At 40.5% G+C, this 20,852-nt stretch carries 15 protein-coding genes; 10 read left to right on the forward strand and 5 right to left on the reverse strand.

Annotated elements, in window-relative coordinates; all coding sequences use genetic code 11:
- Positions 1–135: 135 nt before the first annotated feature.
- Positions 136–894, forward strand: coding sequence for a Nif3-like dinuclear metal center hexameric protein (locus BI198_RS07900; RefSeq protein WP_070049063.1), 759 nt, complete (start codon positions 136–138; stop codon positions 892–894).
- The gene (locus tag BI198_RS07905) at positions 894–1,661 is read left to right on the forward strand and encodes a methyltransferase domain-containing protein (protein ID WP_070049064.1); all 768 of its coding nucleotides are present in this window, start codon (positions 894–896) and stop codon (positions 1,659–1,661) included. Before BI198_RS07900 ends, BI198_RS07905 begins: the two co-directional genes overlap by 1 nt.
- Positions 1,662–1,721: 60 nt before the next feature.
- On the opposite strand, the gene tamB is transcribed toward BI198_RS07905, so the two are convergent.
- Both tamB and tamA read right to left on the reverse strand, forming a co-directional pair.
- Positions 1,722–5,564 (reverse strand): autotransporter assembly complex protein TamB, encoded by a 3,843-nt coding sequence (tamB, locus tag BI198_RS07910; protein WP_070049065.1) that lies wholly within the window; start codon positions 5,562–5,564, stop codon positions 1,722–1,724.
- Entirely contained in the window at positions 5,561–7,288 is a 1,728-nt protein-coding gene (tamA, locus tag BI198_RS07915; RefSeq protein ID WP_070049066.1) for an autotransporter assembly complex protein TamA, read from the reverse strand. The genes tamB and tamA overlap by 4 nt, the downstream gene beginning before the upstream one ends.
- A 252-nt stretch (positions 7,289–7,540) precedes the next feature.
- On the opposite strand from tamA, the gene BI198_RS07920 reads away from it, so the two are divergent.
- The 3 genes from BI198_RS07920 (at position 7,541) to BI198_RS07930 (ending at position 13,437) form a co-directional block, all read left to right on the forward strand.
- Entirely contained in the window at positions 7,541–8,659 is a 1,119-nt protein-coding gene (locus BI198_RS07920; protein WP_070049067.1) for a beta-ketoacyl-ACP synthase III, read from the forward strand.
- 498 nt (positions 8,660–9,157) lie between these two features.
- The gene (locus BI198_RS07925) at positions 9,158–10,258 is read left to right on the forward strand and encodes an efflux RND transporter periplasmic adaptor subunit (RefSeq protein ID WP_235605280.1); all 1,101 of its coding nucleotides are present in this window, start codon (positions 9,158–9,160) and stop codon (positions 10,256–10,258) included.
- A gap of 2 nt (positions 10,259–10,260) precedes the next feature.
- On the forward strand, positions 10,261–13,437 hold the full coding sequence (locus BI198_RS07930; protein WP_070049068.1) for an efflux RND transporter permease subunit: 3,177 nt from the start codon (positions 10,261–10,263) through the stop codon (positions 13,435–13,437).
- Positions 13,438–13,521: 84 nt separating this feature from the next.
- Here the strand turns inward: BI198_RS07930 and asnB are convergent, their stop codons facing one another.
- On the reverse strand, positions 13,522–15,186 hold the full coding sequence (gene asnB / locus BI198_RS07935) for an asparagine synthase B (protein ID WP_070049069.1): 1,665 nt from the start codon (positions 15,184–15,186) through the stop codon (positions 13,522–13,524).
- A gap of 165 nt (positions 15,187–15,351) precedes the next feature.
- Here asnB and BI198_RS07940 point away from each other — a divergent pair, with 165 nt between their 5' ends.
- From BI198_RS07940 to BI198_RS07960, 5 genes are all read left to right on the forward strand, one after another.
- Positions 15,352–16,170, forward strand: a complete 819-nt coding sequence (locus tag BI198_RS07940) for a DUF3025 domain-containing protein (RefSeq protein WP_070049070.1) — start codon at positions 15,352–15,354, stop codon at positions 16,168–16,170.
- 21 nt (positions 16,171–16,191) lie between these two features.
- On the forward strand, positions 16,192–17,049 hold the full coding sequence (locus BI198_RS07945) for an ATP-binding cassette domain-containing protein (RefSeq protein WP_141728857.1): 858 nt from the start codon (positions 16,192–16,194) through the stop codon (positions 17,047–17,049).
- A gap of 1 nt (position 17,050) precedes the next feature.
- Complete coding sequence (locus BI198_RS07950) at positions 17,051–18,253, forward strand: ABC transporter permease (protein WP_070049071.1); 1,203 nt, start codon at positions 17,051–17,053, stop codon at positions 18,251–18,253.
- A 136-nt stretch (positions 18,254–18,389) separates the two neighbouring features.
- Positions 18,390–18,602, forward strand: coding sequence for a bacterioferritin-associated ferredoxin (locus tag BI198_RS07955; RefSeq protein ID WP_070049072.1), 213 nt, complete (start codon positions 18,390–18,392; stop codon positions 18,600–18,602).
- A 134-nt stretch (positions 18,603–18,736) separates the two neighbouring features.
- Entirely contained in the window at positions 18,737–19,648 is a 912-nt protein-coding gene (locus BI198_RS07960; RefSeq protein WP_070049073.1) for an aspartoacylase, read from the forward strand.
- A 143-nt stretch (positions 19,649–19,791) separates the two neighbouring features.
- On the opposite strand, the gene gloA is transcribed toward BI198_RS07960, so the two are convergent.
- The gene (gloA, locus tag BI198_RS07965) at positions 19,792–20,193 is read right to left on the reverse strand and encodes a lactoylglutathione lyase (protein WP_070049074.1); all 402 of its coding nucleotides are present in this window, start codon (positions 20,191–20,193) and stop codon (positions 19,792–19,794) included.
- A gap of 13 nt (positions 20,194–20,206) precedes the next feature.
- Positions 20,207–20,842 (reverse strand): endonuclease III, encoded by a 636-nt coding sequence (gene nth / locus BI198_RS07970; RefSeq protein WP_070049075.1) that lies wholly within the window; start codon positions 20,840–20,842, stop codon positions 20,207–20,209.
- Positions 20,843–20,852: the final 10 nt, after the last annotated feature.

The raw sequence follows: 20,852 nt of genomic DNA on the forward strand, positions 1-20,852 counted from the left end.
TCCTTAGATGAGGCTTAGTTAAACAGGTTGCTTGTTATTTATACAACATATTTACGACTTAGTACAAATTCGCCTGATTATTTCTGCTATTACAGTACAATAAGGCTAATTAGTTGTTTAAAAGAGTGAGTGGTTATGCTTGATAGAAATCAATTAGTCAGCTTTTTACAAACAGAATTGCAAACAGAACGGATTACAGATTATTGCCCGAATGGTTTGCAGGTTGAGGGAAAGCAAAATATTCAACGTATTGTTACTGGTGTTACGGCAAGCCAAGCCTTAATTGATGCCGCAATTAACGCTAAAGCCGATGCGGTTTTGGTGCATCATGGTTACTTTTGGAAAGGTGAGTCCGCTGTTATTACCGGGATGAAAAAACGCCGTTTACAAAGTCTTTTACAGCATGATATTAATTTACTAGCCTACCATTTACCCTTAGATATCCATCCAGTTTTGGGCAATAATGCACAGTTGGGTAAGATGTTAGATGTTCAACATATCACGCCAATAGCAGGCTTAGAGCCGAATGGTATTGTGATGCAAGGTGAATTTGTTACTGCGCAAACTGCCATACAAGTGAAGCGGCTATTAGAACAGCTATTACAGCGTACGGTATTGTTGCACGAAGGCGGTGATAGCATGATTAAAAAAGTGGCTTGGTGTACCGGCGGTGGTCAAGGCTATATTGAACAAGCGGTAGCGGCAGGTGCACAGTTATTTATTACCGGAGAAGTTTCTGAGCAAACCATTCATGTGTCCCGAGAGCTAGGAATACACTTTATTGCAGCGGGCCATCATGCAACGGAGCGCTATGGTATTAAAGCACTAGGTGAATATATTGCTAAGCAGTTTGATGTTAACGTTGATTTTATTGATATTGATAATCCAGCCTAATGCAAAAGCCCGATCGTAATTTTGATGATATAGCGGCCAAATTTGGTCGTAATATTTATGACACCACCAAAGGTAAAATACGCCAGCAAGTATTGTTACGTGATCTTGGCCAATTAGCGGTATTACAACAGCCTTGTCATATTTTAGATGTCGGTGCAGGGCAGGGCCAAATAGCCTTGCATCTAGCTGCACAAGGTCATTCAGTATTATTAACCGATATCTCTAGTGAAATGTTGGCGACAGCTAAGCAAGCGGCTGATACATTAAATTTAACTACAGTGGATTTTCAACAAATATCATTGTCTGAACTAGTGCAGCAACAACAACAAAAAGCGCAGTATAAATTAATTTTATGCCACGCTATGTTGGAATGGTTAGCTGAGCCTGAACAAGCCATTGCACAGCTTAAGCAGCTATTAGCACCTGGCGGTATACTATCGTTAATGTTTTATAATATAGATGCCAAGCGTTTAAGTAATATTATTTATGGTAACTTTGCTTATGTGGCTGCAGATATGCAGGTTAAGAAAAAAGTACGTTTAAGCCCGCAAAATCCGCTACAACCTAATGCAGTGCTTTCTTGGTGTCAGGCGGCAGGCTTAACATTAATCGCTAAAACCGGGGTGCGTTGTTTTCACGATTACTTGCGTAATCTAGAGCAGCAACAAACGGAATTTGAACAGTTATTAGCCTTAGAGTTAGCCTATAACCGCATTGAGCCTTATGCTTCGCTAGGCCGTTATCAGCACTTGTTGTTACAAGGTTAAAGTGACGATTAATACATAACGACTCTACACCTAACCGTCGGTAGTAGCTGTACCGACGGTTTAATCAAATTCAAATTTATATAATAAATCGACAGTGTTATCTAAGCCTGAAACCGACTCTAAATACAGCCGACGCATAATTCGATAACGCAGGGTAAATTCACCGACAGCATTAAAAATACCATAGCCATATTTAAGCTCTAAATCGCGAGATAAATGGCCACTGACCGTTACTTGCGAGTTAGTACCTGCACCGGCGGTATCTAAACTTAAGTCATTAATACCGAACGCCGCACCAATATTACCCACCAACTTACTGCTAGACGCGATACTCATGCCGATTAAACTGGTAGTGAGTGCATCTGAGGTACTGCCTGAATCACTGCCAATATCACGACCGGCAATTAAATAAGATAAAGCATTAGCCTGCGGCTTACTGGGCTCAGAGAATATGGTGACGATAGGCTCATCCGCAGGCCCAACCACTTTAATACCGGCAATCACCCCATCTTCAGTACTTTCTGGGTTACGGATGGCTTCAATATCTAAATAAGGTTGATCAACCGGACCATTAAATTTTAGTTTACCGCGGCGAATGAGTAAGTCTTGGCCGTAAGAGCGAAAAGTACCGTCAACTAACGCCACTTCACCATAAATTTGTGGGCCTTTATCTTGTTGTTTTACCGAAAGTTCACCGGATAGTTTAGTGACTAAGCCAAAGGCTTGTAATTGAACGCCTTTGGTTAATATAACCTTGATATCAGTGTGAATGGGGATAGGTGCAGCATCGGTTTCCTGCGTAGGTAAACCTTGTTCATCAAGTAAAATAGTATCACTAGAAATACCCACCGCACTTTGTGGTAAGTCATCAATACTGATATTGGCGCTGGGCACTTCAACCACACCGGTTATAAGGGTTAATTGTGGCGTAATATCAACTGTTAGATCCGGTTTTACTTTTAAGCTAACATTAGGTACTTGTAAACTAAGGGCATCACCTGCCAGTTTCATCGTGGCATGCCAGTCAGTAATATCTTGCCAATTAGCATCACCGGTTAACAATATTTTGCCATCAGGGGTGTTTAAGTTGCCGGTAATAGCCGCCGTTTCACCTAAAAACGCTAAGCTGATGCTGCCATTTTCTATCGACGTTGGCGCACGTTTTCCCATAATCTTAATGTTGTCGACACTAAGTTTACCGGTTAAGTCTGGCGCAGCTAATAATCCGCTAAATTGCAATTCACTATTAACCTCTGCAGTGACATCGCTGCTGCTATCTAACAGCGGCTGCAAAAAGTCTAACGAAAAAGCCGTGATATTAAGCTGTGCAGCTAATTTACGCTCGGCTTGCATTAACTCTGAGATCACTGCTTGGGCTTTAATGCTAGCTTTGTCAGTGAAATCAATAGCAAAATCGGCGGTTAATTGCTCTGCGCTATCTAGTTGCAGATTAAAACTTTGCCAAGGTAAATTAATCACTTCAGCATCATTTAGTTTGGCATTACCGTTAGCCCCTTGCACCGTTACAGCTACTTTAGGTGCGATATTAGGCTGCCAACTCGCGGTTGCTTTGGCGTGTATTTCGCCGTCTGTTTCTATCGCTGCAGGGAGTAATGAGTTTAGGGTCGACAATGCAAAATCATCTAGCGTCAGTGCTAACTGGCCTTGGGCAGCACTGACAATAGCTTGTTGCTCTAGGCATAACATTGTTTGTTGCTGCGCCCAGCAGTGTTGCGCTATCGTGGCTTGCTGCTGGGCTAAATCGTATTGGATTGCCGTTGCTTGTTGTAGTTTCCATTCACCTTGAGCACTGCTTAACCGTGCTTGATTCAATTGACCCAGCCAGTTTGTATCACTGTTTAATTGACCGGAAAATGTAATATCAGCTTGGGCAATATTACTTTGCAGTTCAATGTTGGCCTTATGTTTTTGTTCATTACCCTGAACATTAATAGTTAACTGCTCTAGGGTATTGTGTTGATATCGACCTTGTTTTGCCACAAGGTTAATATTTGCTGATACTTGTTCTGCAAGCTGTATTTGGCTATCAAGTTGCAACATATCTAAGGAAAATTGTTGGTAATGAAGGTCGGCGGCTTGAAGGCCAGCCGCGATATTGGGTGTTAATCTGGCACCGGATACGGTTATTTTACCACTGACATTACCGTTTGCATCGGCAACAGATTTACTTAAATCAGGGATGTTAATATCCGCATTTAACTGCCAATGCTCTGCTAGGCCACCGTTAAAATTAATACTGTTGTCACCATGGATTAAGCTAAGTTTTTTGGTGTTAAAACTGATGTTATTAAGCAGCTCTAAATTTACAAGATTATTAGTATTAGTATTAGTATTAGTATTAGTATGAGTATTAGCAACTTGACTAATTTTATCTGCATCAGCGTTGTTGTTAGCTTGGGCTTGTAAATCGCCGCGCAATGTAAAAGGTAATTCACGGATTTCACCGTTAATATCCAATTTAGACATATTGACCAACCAGCTACCATCACTGGCTAACTTTCCTTGTTGGCTGAGCAGGCCATTAATCCGCCCAGGATAATCTTGCAATAATATACCCAAATTAATCTGATTAAATTGGATATCACTTTGCCATTGTAGTTCTTGTTGCCAATCTACTATTGCTGAAATCTGGGTTTTACCGCCTAAACCGCGTATTAATAATTTATCAATTTTAGCGTTAATAGGCGTTACCGAGCCGATTAAATCAATAGAGCCGGCTGGAATGCCTGTTAAATGATAGTTAGTTTTCGCGCTAAGCAATAATTGTTGTAAATCGCCGTTCAGTTCAAGTTTGGTCGCTTTAACACTGAGTGTGGTATTGTCATCTAGGGTAAAGGTGTTCGCTTCATTAGCTGTGAAACTCGCGCGGATAGGTAAATTGTCGGTTAATAACGCCAAGTTAGCTGCCAATTGGGCTTGAATGTTATTAGTCGCAATGGCGTTAATATTTAAATCAGCCAGATCACCATCAATATTAATCATTAGCTTCTGCTGCGCTAAGAGTTTATCTAGCACTAAAATATCAATTTGGCCGCTGACAGGATAATTATTTGTCATGTTAAGTTTGATATTAGCATCAACCGTTAATTGTGGGTGTTGCACATGCAGTTGAGTGACATTGATTTGCTGTTTCTGTGCTTGCATTGCAAATTGTAATTGCGAAATATATTGCGGGGTTGCAGTGTGTAAAGTGAAATCAGTTAGGGTAAATTGACTAATATACACCGCTAACGGCAGATTAATATCGTCAAGTTGTAAAGTTTGATAAGAGAAGGGCTCAGCAGGGCTATTTTGCTGGCTTTTGATTGCAACGGTGACAGCGCTGGTATCTTCTGGGGCTGGGGTAAAGTTAACCTGTTGCCATAATACATCATCAAGTTGTAGCTTACTGCCCCAGGCATCAATGCTAGCACTTAATTGTTGCCAAGTAAGCTGGTGTCCATTCAACTTTATATTAGCATCAGTAATGGCTAATGTTGTTATCGCAACTGGTAATGGTAAGAAAATAGCTTGGCTAGTGCTCGGTTCATCAGTTGTGGTTTCAGCACTGTTGATATTGACGGTTATACCATCAACAAGTATCTGGTTAATACAAACTTTGCCGCTGAGTAAACAGCTTACTTGTACGTCTATGTCTAACTGTTTGAGCACAATGCTATTGTGTTCATCTTGCTGCCATTGCACATCTTGTAATTGTAACTGGCCAAGTAAATGACCAGAGCTGGTTTTAACCGTTAATTCAGGAACAAACTTCTCTGCCAGCCAAACAGTAAAATTTAAGCCTAATTGAGTAAATAGCAGCATATACATCAGCAAGACTATTACCAAAAACGGTATAAATAGAGTGAAATTTAACCACTTTAAACCACGACGCCAATTCATATTTCTGGTCCTAATGAAAAGTGTAACTGGAAGGCGTTTTCATTAACTTTATCTAAACCGAAGGCAAAATCTAAACGAATAGGGCCAACGGGAGATGCCCAGCGTATGCCTACACCGACACCACTTTTCCAATCGGGTGAGTCATTCCAGGCGCTACCATAATCAAAAAATGTAGCAAGCCACCAATTTTGTTTCACATTGTATTGATACTCTAATGAAGCCGTTGCCATATAACGACCACCAATTAGCTTACCGTCTTCATCTCTGGGCGATACCGACTCATAGGAATAGCCGCGCAGGTTATCAACACCGCCAGCAAAAAAGCGTAAAGAGGGTGATAAGTTTTCTACTTGCTCAAACAACACGGCACCTGCATCTGCTTTCGCCACAAGGCGATGCTTGCTTGAAAGCGTAGTTATCCAGCCAACTCGGCTACGAAAACGGATAAAACGTAAATCCGACATCCAACTAGGATCAGACACCTCCATGCTAATTAAAAGCCGATCGGCAGAGGTTGGCATTCTAGACTTAGCTTGATCGCTTCGGCTACGACTATAACTAATGCCAGGCATAATTAAATTGGAATTACCTGAGCTGTCAGCTTGAACATAATCTTCTGTTAACCAGCGTAATGACGCGGTGCGATACCAACCACTCTCGAGCAACCAATGGCGTTCAAACACTAAGTTTGATTCGCGGCTTTGGGTATCTTTATTATCTTTATTTTTCAAACCAAATTGAACTTGATAAAAATCGGTACTCACCGATTCAAGCGGAATTTTATAACTGGCTTCAATGGTTTGTTCGACTTGAGAGATTTGTAGCTTACTGTTAAAGCTGTGACCGGCACTATTAAGCCAAGGTTTTTGCCAATTTAACTGAAAGCGCGGACCAACATCATCTGAAAAGCCAATACCAGTTTCTATAATATTACGCTTTTGTGGTTCAAGCCTTACATCTAAAGGAATCACTTTTTGCTCAACATTATCGGCATCGGCTTCTACCAAAATGGAAGAAAACCAGCCTGTCGCCGATAAATCTTGATTAAACTTGCCTAATAAACTGGCTTTATAAGGTGTGCCAGGGGTAAAGGGAACTAAAGATTGTAACCGCTTATGGTCAATCTGTTCGCTATCAAAATTAACCTTACCAAATTTATAGCGCTGACCAGAAGCAAAATGTATTCGGACATAAGCTTCATTTAAAGATGGTGAAATTTCCAGTTTATTTTGGCTAAATGTGGCATCAAAATAGCCTTTACGAATAGCTAAACTGTTTAAAGAGGATTTAAGATTATCGTAGCGACCATGATGCAAGGGATCACCCACTTTTGGGGCGTCTTTGTTAATAATGGCTAAAAAGTCACTATCGTGTTGGGCATCACCACTTAATTGGATATCAGCGAGACGGATTATAACTTGCTCACCTGCTGTAACCGTAATGATCAGCTTGTGTTTATTATCGTTATCAACCTTAAAGCTTATTTTACTTTGGTAATAGCCTAAAGCTTGTAAAGCGGTACTTATCTCTTGTTCCAATTGAGCTTGTAAACGGATTGAATTGGGGCTTTGCTCAAGCGATATTGGCTCAATATATAGATTAATATTATCCTTCAAAGCACCCTTAACGCCAACCAGTTTAATGCTGGTTGATTGTGCAGCTACCGGCCAGCTATATAACACTAACAGGGCTAAAAAGAACAAAGTAGAAGCAGGCTTTAACATCAAAGTAAGCAAATATCCTATGGTTAATCTAATTAAAGTGTAGCTAAATTATGTGTGGCAAAGAAACAAAACACTGGCATAAGCGGTTATTATGAACCAGAGTAAGGAACACTGTATAGCGCAGCCGCTAAATAACAGCTGAATAGTTAGATAGTTAACTTAAAACCGATAAAATAGCGGCGTAAATTACGTTATACTGCGAATACTAAGTCATAACAGATTGACACTAAACTTTGCGTAAGGTTTCTGACAATGAAAAATGTCGTCATAAGTGGTTCAGGTTTATTTACACCCACCAGCATTATTACTAACGATGAATTGGTGGCCAGTTTTAATCAATATGTTGATGAATTTAATGCACAACATGCCAGTGATATCGCAAACGGTACAGTAGAAGCGTTAGGTCATTCCAGTACTGAGTTTATCGAAAAAGCCTCGGGCATAAAATCACGACATGTCTTATATAAAGATGGCATTTTAGATCCGAAAGTCATGCATCCAGTATTTAGCCGGCCTACTGAAGAAGCGGTGCCAGAAATGGTCGAGATGGCGTTAGTTGCCGCCAAAGAAGCAATGCAACAGGCTAATAAAACCGCCGCTGATATCGATTTAATTATCTGTGCTGCTTCAAACATGCAGCGTTCTTATCCAGCTTTATCAATTGAATTACAGCAACAGTTAGGTACCGCGGGTTATGCTTTTGATATGAATGTGGCATGTTCATCTGCCACGTTTGCTATTAGTAATGCGGTAAATGCCGTTCGTGGCGGCACAGCTAAAGTAGTGTTGGTGGTTAATCCCGAATTTGCCTCCCCCCAAGTCAATTATCGCAGCCGAGATAGCCATTTTATATTTGGTGATGTTTGTACTGCCACCATTATTGAAGCTGAAGAAAACTGTACTAGCAATAATGCCTTTCGTATTAAAGGTATGCGCTTAAAAACCCAGTTTTCTAATAATATTCGCTGTGAAGTAGGCTATACCGAACATTGTTTTACCGAGCCAGATCCTTTAATGCCATTTTTTAAACAACAAGGACGTAAAGTGTTTAAAGAGTTACTGCCTTTAGTGGCTGGAGTCATTCAAGAAGAAATGGCTGAGCAGCAACTGAGTGCCAGCGATTTAAAGCGACTATGGTTACACCAAGCCAATATAAATATGAATGTTTTTGCAGTAAAGAAAATTTTAGGCCGTGAACCCGAGCCTGAAGAGGCACCACTAGTATTAGATACTTATGCTAATACTGCCTCAGCGGGGTCGATTATTGCGTTTCATAAATATAAACAAGGGCTGCAGGCTGGCGATCACGGTATTTTATGCTCGTTTGGTGCGGGTTACTCAGTGGGTTGTTTAGTTTTACAAAAGTGTTAACTGTTACCTTATGCCTAAGCAAGTTAATGCAATTAACTAGCTTAGGCTATTATCTCGCTTAAGAGCGTAGCCTGCTAGCTGACTATCGAGTCAGTATTTATATACTGTATTAACTGTAACAAAATATTTTATAACTTGAATAGTTGATTAATAGCCATCTAGTACATTTCCATCCTCTTTTTTCACTCTTGCCCCAAACAGTTCCCGTCTGCGCAGGTCTGCGCTGGGTATTGGTTTCAAAGCAACGATTAAACTAAGCTCAGGTTAATCATCAGTATGGCTGTTTTGGAACCGAATTGTGATACAAAGCGTAACATTCATCAGGTTACAATATTTAACAGACCCTTTATTATTAAAACTATAAAAGCATTTTTGGAACAATTATGGCCTCTAAATTAAAAAAATAATCGTGCCGTTAGTTATCGTCGTTGTCGCAATCGTTGCAGCAAAAGGCTTATCAAGTATGAAAAAGCCGGCAGAAAAAAACAACAAGAACGTTTGGGCATATTAGTCGATAGCAAACCTATAGTTACAGAAGATTTAGTTTATCAAATCCAGTCGCAAGGCACGGTCAAACCAAAGTTAGAAACCAACTTAAGCTCAGAGGTTAACGGTCGAATTGTTGAGGTTGCTGAGCAATTTATTGAAGGTGGCTTCTTTAACCAAGGCGACTTATTAGTTCGAGTAGAGCAGGCCGACTATCAAACCAATGTTAAAGCAGCACAAGCAAGCTTGGCGAATACCGAAGCGGCTTTAGAAGAAGAGAAAGCGCGGGGTAGAGTAGCTGAAGAAGAATGGCGTTCATTTACCGATGGCAATGCACCTGAGTTAGGCTTGCGTCGGCCACAATTAGCCAGTGCTTTGGCTTTGGTACGATCGGCTGAAGCTGAGTTAGAGCGAGCTAAGCGCGATTTGGCCCGTACTGAAATTAGGGCTCCTTATGCCGGTTTAGTAAAAAGTCGTAGTGCTAATTTAGGTCAGTTTATTAGTCGAGGCAGCGTACTAGGGGTTATTTACGGCACAGATGTTGCTGAAGTAAGGTTGCCTTTAACGGATAATGATTTAGCTTTTATAAAATTACCCACCATGGCTGACGAGACCATGCAGCCAAAGGTTGAGTTTAATGCCACTGTTGCAGGTAAGCCAATGTCTTGGCAAGGCAAAATTGTTAGAACAGAGGGTATTTTAGATCAACGTAGCCGAGTAATTTATGCCGTAGCGCAAATTACAGATCCATATCAGCGCCAAGCAAAACACAGTGGCGAAGTCTTGCGCTTTGGTCGCTTTGTTCAAGCAAATATTTTAGGTAGCGCCACTGCAGATATTATCGTTATTCCACGGCATTTATTATTAACTAAGCAACAAGTTTTGGTTATTGATAATCAACAACAATTACAGTTCCGTCAGGTTGTAGTTGAACGAACAGATGAGCGCTTTGCTTATATTCGCCAAGGTTTCGCCGCCGATGATGTATTAGCCACATCAGCCATAGCCAACCCATTAGCGGGCACAGTTGTTCGACTGGCTGTGGCTAAGCGAGCTGCTGAGCAACCTGCTAAGCCTGCAGTTGATAACACTGCCCAGTTGGTTAAGGACTAATTATGGATACTAATAAAGGCCTTATCGCTTGGTTTGCTCGTAACAGCGTGGCTGCAAATCTGTTAATGGCCATCATTTTGGTCGCGGGTGTCGCCTCATTATTTACTATTAAAAAACAGGTTTTTCCTGAAATAATGCTAGAACAAGTCAATATCCGAGTCCCTTATCTAGGCGCGGCGCCGCAAGAAGTTGAAACGGGGGTTATTGACAAAATTGAAGAAAGTCTACGTGGTGTCAATGGCATTAAGCGTATCCGCTCTACTGCGGTTGAAGGCTTAGCAACCGTTCGTGCAGAAATAGCCAGTAACTATGACATGCAAGAAGTCATGGATGAAATTAAAACCCAAGTTGCCGCTATTTCTTCCTTACCAGAACAAACCGAAAAGCCGGTGGTTTATCGAGTGCGTTTTCAAAGCGATGTTATGTGGTTATCTTTATTTGGTGATGCCGATGAACGTAGTTTAAAAGAGTTAGCAAAAACCGTTCGAGATGAGATTAAAAAACTACCTGGCATTAGTAAAATTGATGTTGTCGGTGCACGTGATTATGAAGTTGCCATTGAGCTGTCCGAAGCCAAACTAAAGCAGTTTGGTCTTAACTTTGAGCAAATTGTTACGGCAATACGCAATAGTTCAGTCGACCTACCAGGTGGTTCAATTAAGTCTGAAAGCGGCAATATATTATTACGTACTAAAGGCCAAGCCTATAATACGCAAGACTTTCAAAATATTGTGCTGTTAACTTTTGCAGATGGTACTCGGGTATCGTTAAACGACGTAGCTACTATTAATGATGGCTTTATCGATCGTGAAAACTTATCTACTTTTGATGGTAAAAACTCAGTTTCTATTCGGGTATCTGCTGTAGGTGATGATAATACGCTTAAAATTGCTGAAACTGTTAAAGCGTACGTTGCCAAGAAAAAGCTTGAGTTACCGCCGTCAGTGTCCATTGCTTATTGGGGTGACTCTAGTTACTACCTGCAGGGTCGCTTAGATTTAATGAGCGGCAATATGTTATTAGGTGCATTTTTAGTGCTATTAGCATTAACCTTTTTTCTTGAATTTAGGGTGGCATTTTGGGTCATGGTGGGTATTCCAGTGTGCTTTTTAGGCGCCATAGCTATGTTGCCACTGCCAATGTTTAATGTCTCCATAAACATGATTAGCTTATTTGGCTTTATTCTAGTGCTAGGTATAGTGGTGGATGACGCTATTATTATTGGCGAAAGTGCTTACAGTGAAATTGAGAAACGCGGTAAATCAGCCGAAGCTGTTATAGCTGGGGCAAAAAAGGTGGCTATGCCAGCGACCTTTGGTGTGTTAACCACGATAGCTGCCTTTGTACCGATGCTAATGGTAGGCGGTGCTCAGGCGCCAATTTGGGGTTCAATTGCTTGGGTTGTGGTGCTATGTCTCATTTTTTCATTAGTTGAATCTAAACTTATTTTACCGGCGCATATTATTAATATGGATACCACTCCTTGGGATCCTGAGCGCAAAGGCATTTTTTATGCAATAGGTCGCGGCGGTAGCAATAAGTTAAAAGCTGTCCGGGGTGTCGTAGCGATTAAATTGAACCGTTTTATTGTTAAACGCTATCAGCCTTTTGTCGAACGTTGTATTGAATATCGTTATATCACCATGTCAGTGTTTTTAGCCATGTTAATTTTAATGTATGGCGTGCTAGGTGGCGGCTTTGTCCGTTGGGTATTTTTCCCTAATATCCCTAGTGACTTTATTAATGCTGCGTTAGTGATGGAAGAAGGCGCTTCAAATCAAGCTACAGTAAATGCCATGGCTGAAGCAGAAAATGCGTTGATCCGGGTTAACGATAAATTAAGTACAGATATTGACGATCAAATTGTTAGGCATCGCCTAGTATTTTTAAATAGTGATACTGCAGGCCAATTGGTTGTTGAGCTGGATAAAAGTGAAGGCCGAGAAATAGATGGTTTTGAAATAGCCAAACTGTGGCGTGAGGAAATGCCAGAAATCCCAGGCATAAAAAGCTTTAAGGTGAATGCAGCGACGGGTGGCGGAGGGGCCGGTGCCGATATCTCATTGCAATTACGAGGTACCAATTTAGATAACTTAAAACTGGCAACTGAAGAATTAAAAGCGCGCTTAGCTGAATACGCCGGCATTTACGATATAGAAGATAATCTTCTGGGTGGTAATGATGAGATTGTTTTAGCCTTAAAACCAGAAGCGCATTTATTAGGTATCTCGTTAGTAGATGTTGCGCGACAAGTTCGTTACGGCTTTTATGGTGCCGAAGCCCAACGGGTGCAGCGTGATGGCGAAGAAATTAAAGTTATGGTGCGTTACCCGCGCTCAGAGCGCAGCTCTATTGGTAGCCTAGATAATATTCGTATTCGCACTAAAGATGGTGGTGAAGTGCCATTTAATCAAGTTGCTAGCTATACTTTACAGCCTAGTTTTAGTGCTATTAATCGTGTTAATGGCGAGCGAGCTGTAACCATTAGTGCCGCGGCAGATAAGGATAATATTGAACCAAGTAAAGTGATTTTTGCTATGCAAAACACCGTTATTCCTGAAATTAGTGCTAAGTACCAAGGTGTTACCGGTGAATTAGACGGCAGTAGCCAAGATGAAATTGATGCTCAAAGCGACTTAATGAAAGCGGGTATATTTGCGTTGTTTTGTATTTATGCCCTAATGGCGATACCGCTGCGTTCTTATAGTCAGCCATTAATTATTATGAGCGTGATCCCGTTTGGCTTAGTAGGCGCGGTTATTGGTCATATGGTGCTAGGGTTAAGTATGAGTATTATGTCGGTTTTTGGTTTAGTGGCCTTAGCTGGCGTGGTGGTAAACGATTCGTTAGTCATGGTGGATTTTGTTAACCGAGCGCGCGAAGAAGGCTTGACCATTCGTGAGGCGGTATCACAAGCTGGCGCACAGCGCTTTAGAGCTATTTTGCTAACATCGCTAACGACCTTTGTCGGTTTAGCGCCGATAGTGTTAGAGCGCAGCCTACAGGCGAAAATGGTCGTGCCGATGGCTGTGTCACTGGCCTTTGGTATTTTATTCGCTACCGTGATTACGCTAATATTAATTCCAGCGCTATACGTCATCTTAGAAGATGTTAAGCAATTTTTTGCTAGAAAAAAATCTAAAGTATTACCTGAAGTGATAGCGACTTCGCATAAATAGCTACAAAAAAGGCCACTGTAATAGTGGCCTTTCATTCTCAAGTTAATAGCAGCAAATAAACATCAACTAATCACCAACCTTCTATCAATAAGCTTGGCTATGCACGCCTTTAACAGCACGTCCAGAAGGGTCGTTAGTGTTGGCTAAACTTTCATCCCAAGCTAAGGCTTCTGGTGTCGAGCAGGCAACTGTTTTGCCGCCAGGTACACAAGCAATAGCGCCGGCATGCGGGAAGTGCTCTTCAAATATAACCCGGTAAAAATACGCTTCTTTACTTTCAGGAGTATTAACTGGGAAGCGAAAGCTCGCCGTGGCCATTTGTTGCTCTGTGATTTCTTTTTCAGCGTGGGCTTTTAAGCTATCTATCCAGCTATAACCCACGCCGTCAGAGAATTGCTCTTTTTGTCGCCATAAAATTTCGTCTGGCAATAAACCTTCAAATGCTTGACGTAAAATATGTTTTTCCATTTTACCATTGCCACACATTTTCGCTTCTGGGTTTAGGCGCATGGCAACATCCATAAAGGTTTTATCTAAAAATGGTACTCTTGCTTCAATGCCCCAAGCTGACATCGATTTATTAGCGCGGTTACAGTCGAACATATGTAAGCGATCAAGTTTACGCAAGGTTTCTTCATGGAACTCTTTAGCATTAGGCGCTTTATGGAAATATAAATAGCCGCCAAATATTTCATCTGCACCTTCACCTGATAACACCATTTTAATGCCCATAGCTTTAATTTTACGGGCCATTAAATACATTGGGGTTGAAGCACGAATGGTGGTGACATCATAAGTTTCTAAAAAGTAAATAACATCACGTAGCGCATCTAAACCTTCTTGCACGGTGAATTGTACAGTGTGGTGAACCGTGCCAATAGAGTCAGCCACTTTTTGGGCTGCGACTAGATCGGGCGAGCCGGCTAAACCAACCGCAAAGGAATGCAATCTTGGCCACCATGCTTCCGATTGATCATTATCTTCAATTCGACGTTTAGCAAATTGTTGAGCTATAGCCGAAATAAGCGATGAATCTAAACCACCAGATAATAAAACACCATAGGGTACATCTGACATTAAGTGACTTTTTACACTATTTTCTAGCGCAGTGCGTAATTCGGTTAAACTGGCAGGGTTGTCTTTTACCGCAGCAAAATCTTGCCAATCCCGTTTATAATAGCTTTGCAATTTACCTATTTTGCTATCAAAAAAGTGACCCGGTGGAAATTCTTTAATTTGTTTACAAACGGGTACTAACGCTTTTAATTCTGATGCAACAAACAATTGGCCATGTTCATCATAACCATAATAAAGTGGAATAATGCCAATATGATCACGGGCAATTAAATATCGATTTTGCTCGGCATCATATAAAATAAAGGCAAACATACCTTGTAACTGATCAATAAAATCACTGCCATGAGCAAGATATAATGGCAAAATAACTTCACAATCTGACTTAGTTTGGAATGGATAAGGTGCAGCTAGCGACTTTTCTAGTTGCTTATGATTGTAGATCTCGCCATTCACTGCCAGAATGTGATTTCGATTTTTATTAACCAGAGGTTGGGCACCATTCTCAGTATCAACAATCGCCAAGCGCTCATGAACTAAAATGGCATTGTCGTTATTCCACACGCCAGACCAATCTGGACCACGGTGACGTAATAACTTTGATAACTGTAGCGCCTGTTGGCGCAACGCTTTAACATCAGTTTTGATGTCAAGCACCCCAAAAATCGAACACATGTTAACCTCTATTAATTAATTTACTAAACATATAATTGGCAGTATGTACGTCTATACGTACCACTTGAATGTGACATGCTGGTGTGAAAAAGCAAGCGTTTTTTATCACTATATTTGCCGGCAATGGGATGCTGTTGTTATAGCTATTGATGTAATAAGTAAAAGATGAATCAAAAAACAGAGAAAACTCGCTTTACCCCGCCACTTGATTGGCAGGCAGACATTATTAACACTAATCCGATTTTCAGCGCTTTATGTCAAAAGTTTGGTGATTTTAACCCCGATACATGGCCTAGTTTGCCAACGTTAAATCAATGGTTTATTAGTGATTATAGCTTTGTAGCAAATGATAAGCTGCTTGACGATGGCCGTTATTATGAAAACTTTATTTATGCCACTAAAACCATACCTTGTCGTGAAAATAATTGGCATGATTTTTTTGGTGCTTTGATCTGGTGTTTATTCCCCAATACTAAAGCCTTACTTAACCAGTTGCATATTGCAGAAATTAATCTACATGGCTTAAAAAAGCGCAGTTTATTACGTAATAAGTTAACTTTATTTGATGAATGCGGTGTCATTATTTGTCTTGAGCCAAGTGCCCAGCAGCATGCTGAATTATTACGTACTCAGCAATGGCAACAAAGCTTTGTTCAGCAGCGTGCTGATTGGTGGCAGGGAGTTAAGCCGGTTATCTTTGGCCATGCCATGTATGAAATGGCCACTAAACCCTTTATTGGCTTAACCGCAAAATGCTTATTTGTCGACGTGCCAACGGGTTTTAGTCATTGGAATGAAACAGATACTTACAGTTTTCTTGATCAAATACTATGTAAACAAATTGCTAATTATGGCATGCTTTATGATAAGCAACAATTAACACCATTACCGTTACTTGGCGTACCGACTTGGTATAGCGAAAACGACAACGCCAGCTTTTATAATAATAGTGACTACTTTCGACCGTTACGCCGTCGGCAGTAAAATAAATAATAGGAAAGTTGCATGATTGAAATTAAAAACTTAGCCAAAGCTTTTGCGCTAAGTAAGTCTAATAAATTATCTGAGACAGAAAAACAAGATGTTCGTTATAGCAAACTGGCGTTTCATTCAGTACGTGATGTTAGCTTTAGTTGTGGTAGTGGTGAAGTATTAGGCTTACTTGGCCCAAATGGTGCGGGTAAAACTACCACTTTACGTATGCTTTCTACGGCGTTAAAACCGGATAACGGCTCAGTATTATTAAATGGTGTCGATGTATTAAAACACCCCGTAAAAGCTCGGCAACAAATTGGTTTTTTATCTGCAGATACCGGCTTATATGGCAAATTAACTGCCTATGAAAACATTGCTTATTTTGCCCGTTTACATGGCATGAAAGAGCCGGCATTAAAGCAACGCATTGATGAATTGTTTACGCTACTAGATATGCACGACTTTGCTAATCGTCGAGCCGATAATATGTCGAGCGGTATGAAACAAAAAACCGCTATTGCTCGGGCGGTAGTACACAGCCCTAAAGTGATTATTTTAGATGAGCCGACAACCGGTTTAGATATTATGACGGTACAAACCGTTTTAGACTTTATCAAAGGCTTAAAGCTGGTGGGTACACCGGTTATTTTTTCTACTCACCATTTGGATGAAGTGGCATCTTTGTGTGATCGGGTGGTAGTAATTGATAAAGGTGTTAGTGCCTTTAGTGGTGATATTGCTCAGTTTACCGCGTTATCGCCAACAGGTGATTTACGTGCCGCGTTTTTATCGGTGTTGCAGCCAGCCAATCAATCAGCAACATCAACACCAGAGTCAGCATCACAGACAGCGGTAGAACCAATAACAACCGATCAAGGAGACGCTTAATATGTGGCAAGTCTATTTTAAAGAACTCACCGAGCTTATGCGCGACAAGAAAACCTTAATCTTTGTTATTCTATTGCCGATTTTTATTTTCCCTATTATTTTTGGCGTGATGGGTTTAGTGTTATCCAGTACCACCAATACTGCTATGCAGGCTGAACATCGATATGTCATTGTTAATGAACAACAAGCACCAGAATTTAGTGATGCGTTGTTTTATCATAAAAACTTTAAGAAAATTGAAACTGAGTTAACTACCTCTGATGAATTGGCCCAAGCTATTCGTGACGATAAGTTTGATGTTGCCATTGTGATCCCCGCAGATTTTGCTAATAAGCGTCAGTTGGTAGAGCAATCTAATTGGCAAATTATTTATAACCAGTCTTCACAATTTGATTTTATGTATCGTTATTTTGATCAAACATTGGCAGATTTTAATGAGCAGTTGCAACGGCAAAGCTTGACTAAGCTTAATGTTGATCCTGCTAAGCTAGCTGCAATAATTAAACCGGTTGCAGTAACTAAGCAAGATACCGCAGCCAAGCGAGAAAATATTGGTGAAAAATTTGGCGCTATTATCGCCTACATTCTTATTCCATTATGTTTACTTGGGGCATCTTACCCTGCGATAGACATGGGGGCAGGTGAAAAAGAGCGGGGTACTTTAGAAACCTTACTTATCTGTCCTATTAGCCGTGTGAGTATTGTCTTAGGTAAGTTTTTGACTGTATTAACGACCGGCCTAGTCGGAGCCTTAATTACCGTTGCGAGTTTTGGTATATGGGGCGCGGTCATTGGCTCATTCGCAGGTATGGCGATAGTGCAAGAAGCGATGTCTGCTATTGCGGTTACTGAACTTATTTTAATATTTTCATTACTGCTACCAATATCAGCGGTATTTGCTGCATTATTATTGGCTATCTCAATTTATGCCCGTACCTTTAAAGAAGCGCAAAATTATATTAGCCCATTAACTATTATGATTTTCCTACCTTTAGTCGCGGCGATGATGCCAGGGGTAGAGCTAACAGCGAAAACAGCCTTAGTACCAATAATGAACGTGGCTTTAGCCATTAAAGAGCTGATTAAAGGCACTGCTGATTATGGTTTATTAGCCTTAATTTTTGGCTCTACCGTACTTTTAGCAGCGATAGCGATTGGTTTTTGTGTGCATTGGTTTCAGCAAGAGAAGGTATTATTTAGATAGCACTAGCTGCATAGCTAAACTGACTAAAGGTAAATCTTTGTGTAGAAGCAGGGTTTACCTTTTTTTTCTTAATGCTATTGATAACGGTTCTCAATAGCGTTAAGATTAGAGCGTCCAAATATTAAGGGTGTTCGCTATGTATGTATGTTTATGTAAAGGTGTAACTGATAAAGCTATTAAGCAAAAGGTAGCTGAAGGAGTATGCACTATGCGTGAGCTTAAATTGTGTTTAGGTGTGGGTAGTCAATGCGGTAAATGTACCTGCCAAGCTTCACAAATTTTACATAATGAATTAGTAGCAGAGCACAATTTTGCTGCGGCCAAAGATTTAGCAACACCAGCTGCTTAATTATTAAGCCTTATTTTAGTTATATTAATATTCTTATTTTCTGCATTTAAATTCTATTCTATTTATTATCAATTTTGGTCATAATAGCACTATTGATTTAGGCTAAGCACAAGCTTAGTCCAATAGGAGTTTTTATGGGTTCGCAAACAGTTGATGCAATTAAACAAGTGGCTATTGTCGGTGGTGTCCACGGTAATGAGTTCTCTGGTATCTATTTAATAAAACAGTACCAAGCTCAGCCAGAACTGATGACACGAAGCAGTTTTAACACCGAAACAGTTTGGGCAAATCCAGAAGCACATTTTGCTAATAAACGTTATTTACAAAGTGATTTAAATCGCCAGTTTAAAAATACTGATTTAGCCGATATGACCTTAACCGATTATGAGCAAAGTCGGGCTAAAGTATTAAACGCACAGCTAGGCCCTAAAGGGCAGGCCAGAACAGACTTAATTATCGACTTGCATAACACGACCAGTAATATGGGCGCGTGTTTAATTCTGACTCAAGCCGGTGAGTTTTATAATAAAATGGCTGCTTACGTTAAAATGCAGATGCCAGAAGCGATTATTTCTCGTGATGAAGATCACGTTGCTGCACAAGATCATGCGTTAATGTGTACTTTAGGACGCTATGGTGTTTTGGTAGAAGTAGGACCGCAATCTCAATCCGTAGTTCGCCAAGATATTTTAGATTTAATGCATAAAATGACTCAACATATTCTAGATTTTGTTGAATTATATAACCACAACAATCTGCCACAGCTACCCAAGCAAACGGAAGCATTTCGTTATTTGCACAGTATTAAATTGCCTATGAACGATCAGGGCGAGCGATTAGGTATGGTGCATAAAAACATTCAAGATAATGACTATCAACCGATTAATCCGGGTGATCCAATTTTCACTTTATTTGATGGTACTGAAGTGAAATATGACGGTGCGACTACGGTGTATCCCACTTTTATTAATGAAGCGGCGTATTATGATAATAATTTGGCTATGTCATTAAATGAGAAAGTATTTATTACTTTGGAAGATGCTTAATTAGGGTTTTAAGTTACTAAGCAGTTTACTGAGTAAAATCAGTTAGCGGTATCCATAATGGATTGCCGCTAACTGTTGGCAAAAATAATGGTATTAAATGCTACTTACAGGTGCTTGTTGCAGCTAACCATTACCTACGTAGATTATAGAGTATCGTAGTTTTCTTTTTTCTCAATTAACTCAATCGCATAATTATCTGGATCGCGGACAAATGCGATTTTAGTGCTGCCGCCTTTTACTGGCCCAGGCTCACGGCTAATAACACCGCCTTTAGCCCGAATTTTATCGCAGGCTTGGTAAATATCGTCTACTTCTAGCGCAATATGGCCATAAGCATTACCTAAATCATAACTGTCAGTATCCCAGTTATAGGTTAACTCTAATACGGTATGCTCAGATTCAGCACCATAGCCAACAAAAGCTAAAGTATAGCGATACTCTTCGTTATCTGATTGACGTAATAATGTCATGCCTAAAACGTCAGTGTAAAAAGCGATTGATTTTTCTAAATTACCCACGCGTAGCATGGTATGTAACATACGCATTATAAACTCCTAATTAAGCTTCAACTTTATCTTTAAACTCACACAGATCTTCAATAATACAACTACCACAGCGAGGTTTGCGTGCCACGCAGGTGTACCGACCATGCAAAATTAGCCAATGATGTACGTCTAATTTAAACTCTGCAGGCACCACTTTAAGTAGTTTTTGTTCAACGTCGTCAACCGTTTTACCCATGGCCAATTTAGTCCGGTTAGAGACGCGATAAATATGGGTATCTACAGCAATAGTAGGCCAGCCAAAAGCAGTATTGAGTACCACGTTTGCGGTTTTGCGACCCACACCAGGCAGCGCTTCTAATGCAGCCCGATTTTCAGGGACTTGACCTTGATGTAACTCAACCAGCATACGGCAAGTCTTTATGGTATTTTCGGCTTTAGTGTTAAATAAACCTATGGTCTTAATATGCTGTTTTAAGCCATCTACGCCTAAGTCCAACATAGCTTGCGGCGTGCGGGCAATGGGGAATAACGCTTTAGTGGCTTTGTTTACGCCAACATCTGTAGATTGAGCTGATAAAAGCACTGCAATTAACAACTCAAACGGTGAGCTGTATTCTAATTCCGTGGTTGGATTAGGATTAGCATCACGTAAACGACTTAACATTTCAATACGCTTTTGCTTATTCATTTATTTAACT

Origin of the sequence: Rheinheimera salexigens (assembly GCF_001752395.1) — a bacterium.
In the GTDB taxonomy this organism is placed as follows: domain Bacteria; phylum Pseudomonadota; class Gammaproteobacteria; order Enterobacterales; family Alteromonadaceae; genus Alishewanella; species Alishewanella salexigens.

What these genes read in the sequence shown, in the direction of transcription:
- BI198_RS07920 (WP_070049067.1), top strand. Translation starts at nt 7,541, where the DNA reads ATGAAAAATGTCGTCATAAGTGGTTCAGGTTTATTTACACCCACCAGC.
- tamA (WP_070049066.1), bottom strand. Translation starts at nt 7,288, where the DNA reads ATGTTAAAGCCTGCTTCTACTTTGTTCTTTTTAGCCCTGTTAGTGTTA.
- tamB (WP_070049065.1), bottom strand. Translation starts at nt 5,564, where the DNA reads ATGAATTGGCGTCGTGGTTTAAAGTGGTTAAATTTCACTCTATTTATA.
- BI198_RS07940 (WP_070049070.1), top strand. Translation starts at nt 15,352, where the DNA reads ATGAATCAAAAAACAGAGAAAACTCGCTTTACCCCGCCACTTGATTGG.
- BI198_RS07905 (WP_070049064.1), top strand. Translation starts at nt 894, where the DNA reads ATGCAAAAGCCCGATCGTAATTTTGATGATATAGCGGCCAAATTTGGT.
- BI198_RS07945 (WP_141728857.1), top strand. Translation starts at nt 16,192, where the DNA reads ATGATTGAAATTAAAAACTTAGCCAAAGCTTTTGCGCTAAGTAAGTCT.
- gloA (WP_070049074.1), bottom strand. Translation starts at nt 20,193, where the DNA reads ATGCGTATGTTACATACCATGCTACGCGTGGGTAATTTAGAAAAATCA.
- nth (WP_070049075.1), bottom strand. Translation starts at nt 20,842, where the DNA reads ATGAATAAGCAAAAGCGTATTGAAATGTTAAGTCGTTTACGTGATGCT.
- BI198_RS07950 (WP_070049071.1), top strand. Translation starts at nt 17,051, where the DNA reads ATGTGGCAAGTCTATTTTAAAGAACTCACCGAGCTTATGCGCGACAAG.
- BI198_RS07900 (WP_070049063.1), top strand. Translation starts at nt 136, where the DNA reads ATGCTTGATAGAAATCAATTAGTCAGCTTTTTACAAACAGAATTGCAA.
- asnB (WP_070049069.1), bottom strand. Translation starts at nt 15,186, where the DNA reads ATGTGTTCGATTTTTGGGGTGCTTGACATCAAAACTGATGTTAAAGCG.
- BI198_RS07930 (WP_070049068.1), top strand. Translation starts at nt 10,261, where the DNA reads ATGGATACTAATAAAGGCCTTATCGCTTGGTTTGCTCGTAACAGCGTG.
- BI198_RS07960 (WP_070049073.1), top strand. Translation starts at nt 18,737, where the DNA reads ATGGGTTCGCAAACAGTTGATGCAATTAAACAAGTGGCTATTGTCGGT.
- BI198_RS07955 (WP_070049072.1), top strand. Translation starts at nt 18,390, where the DNA reads ATGTATGTATGTTTATGTAAAGGTGTAACTGATAAAGCTATTAAGCAA.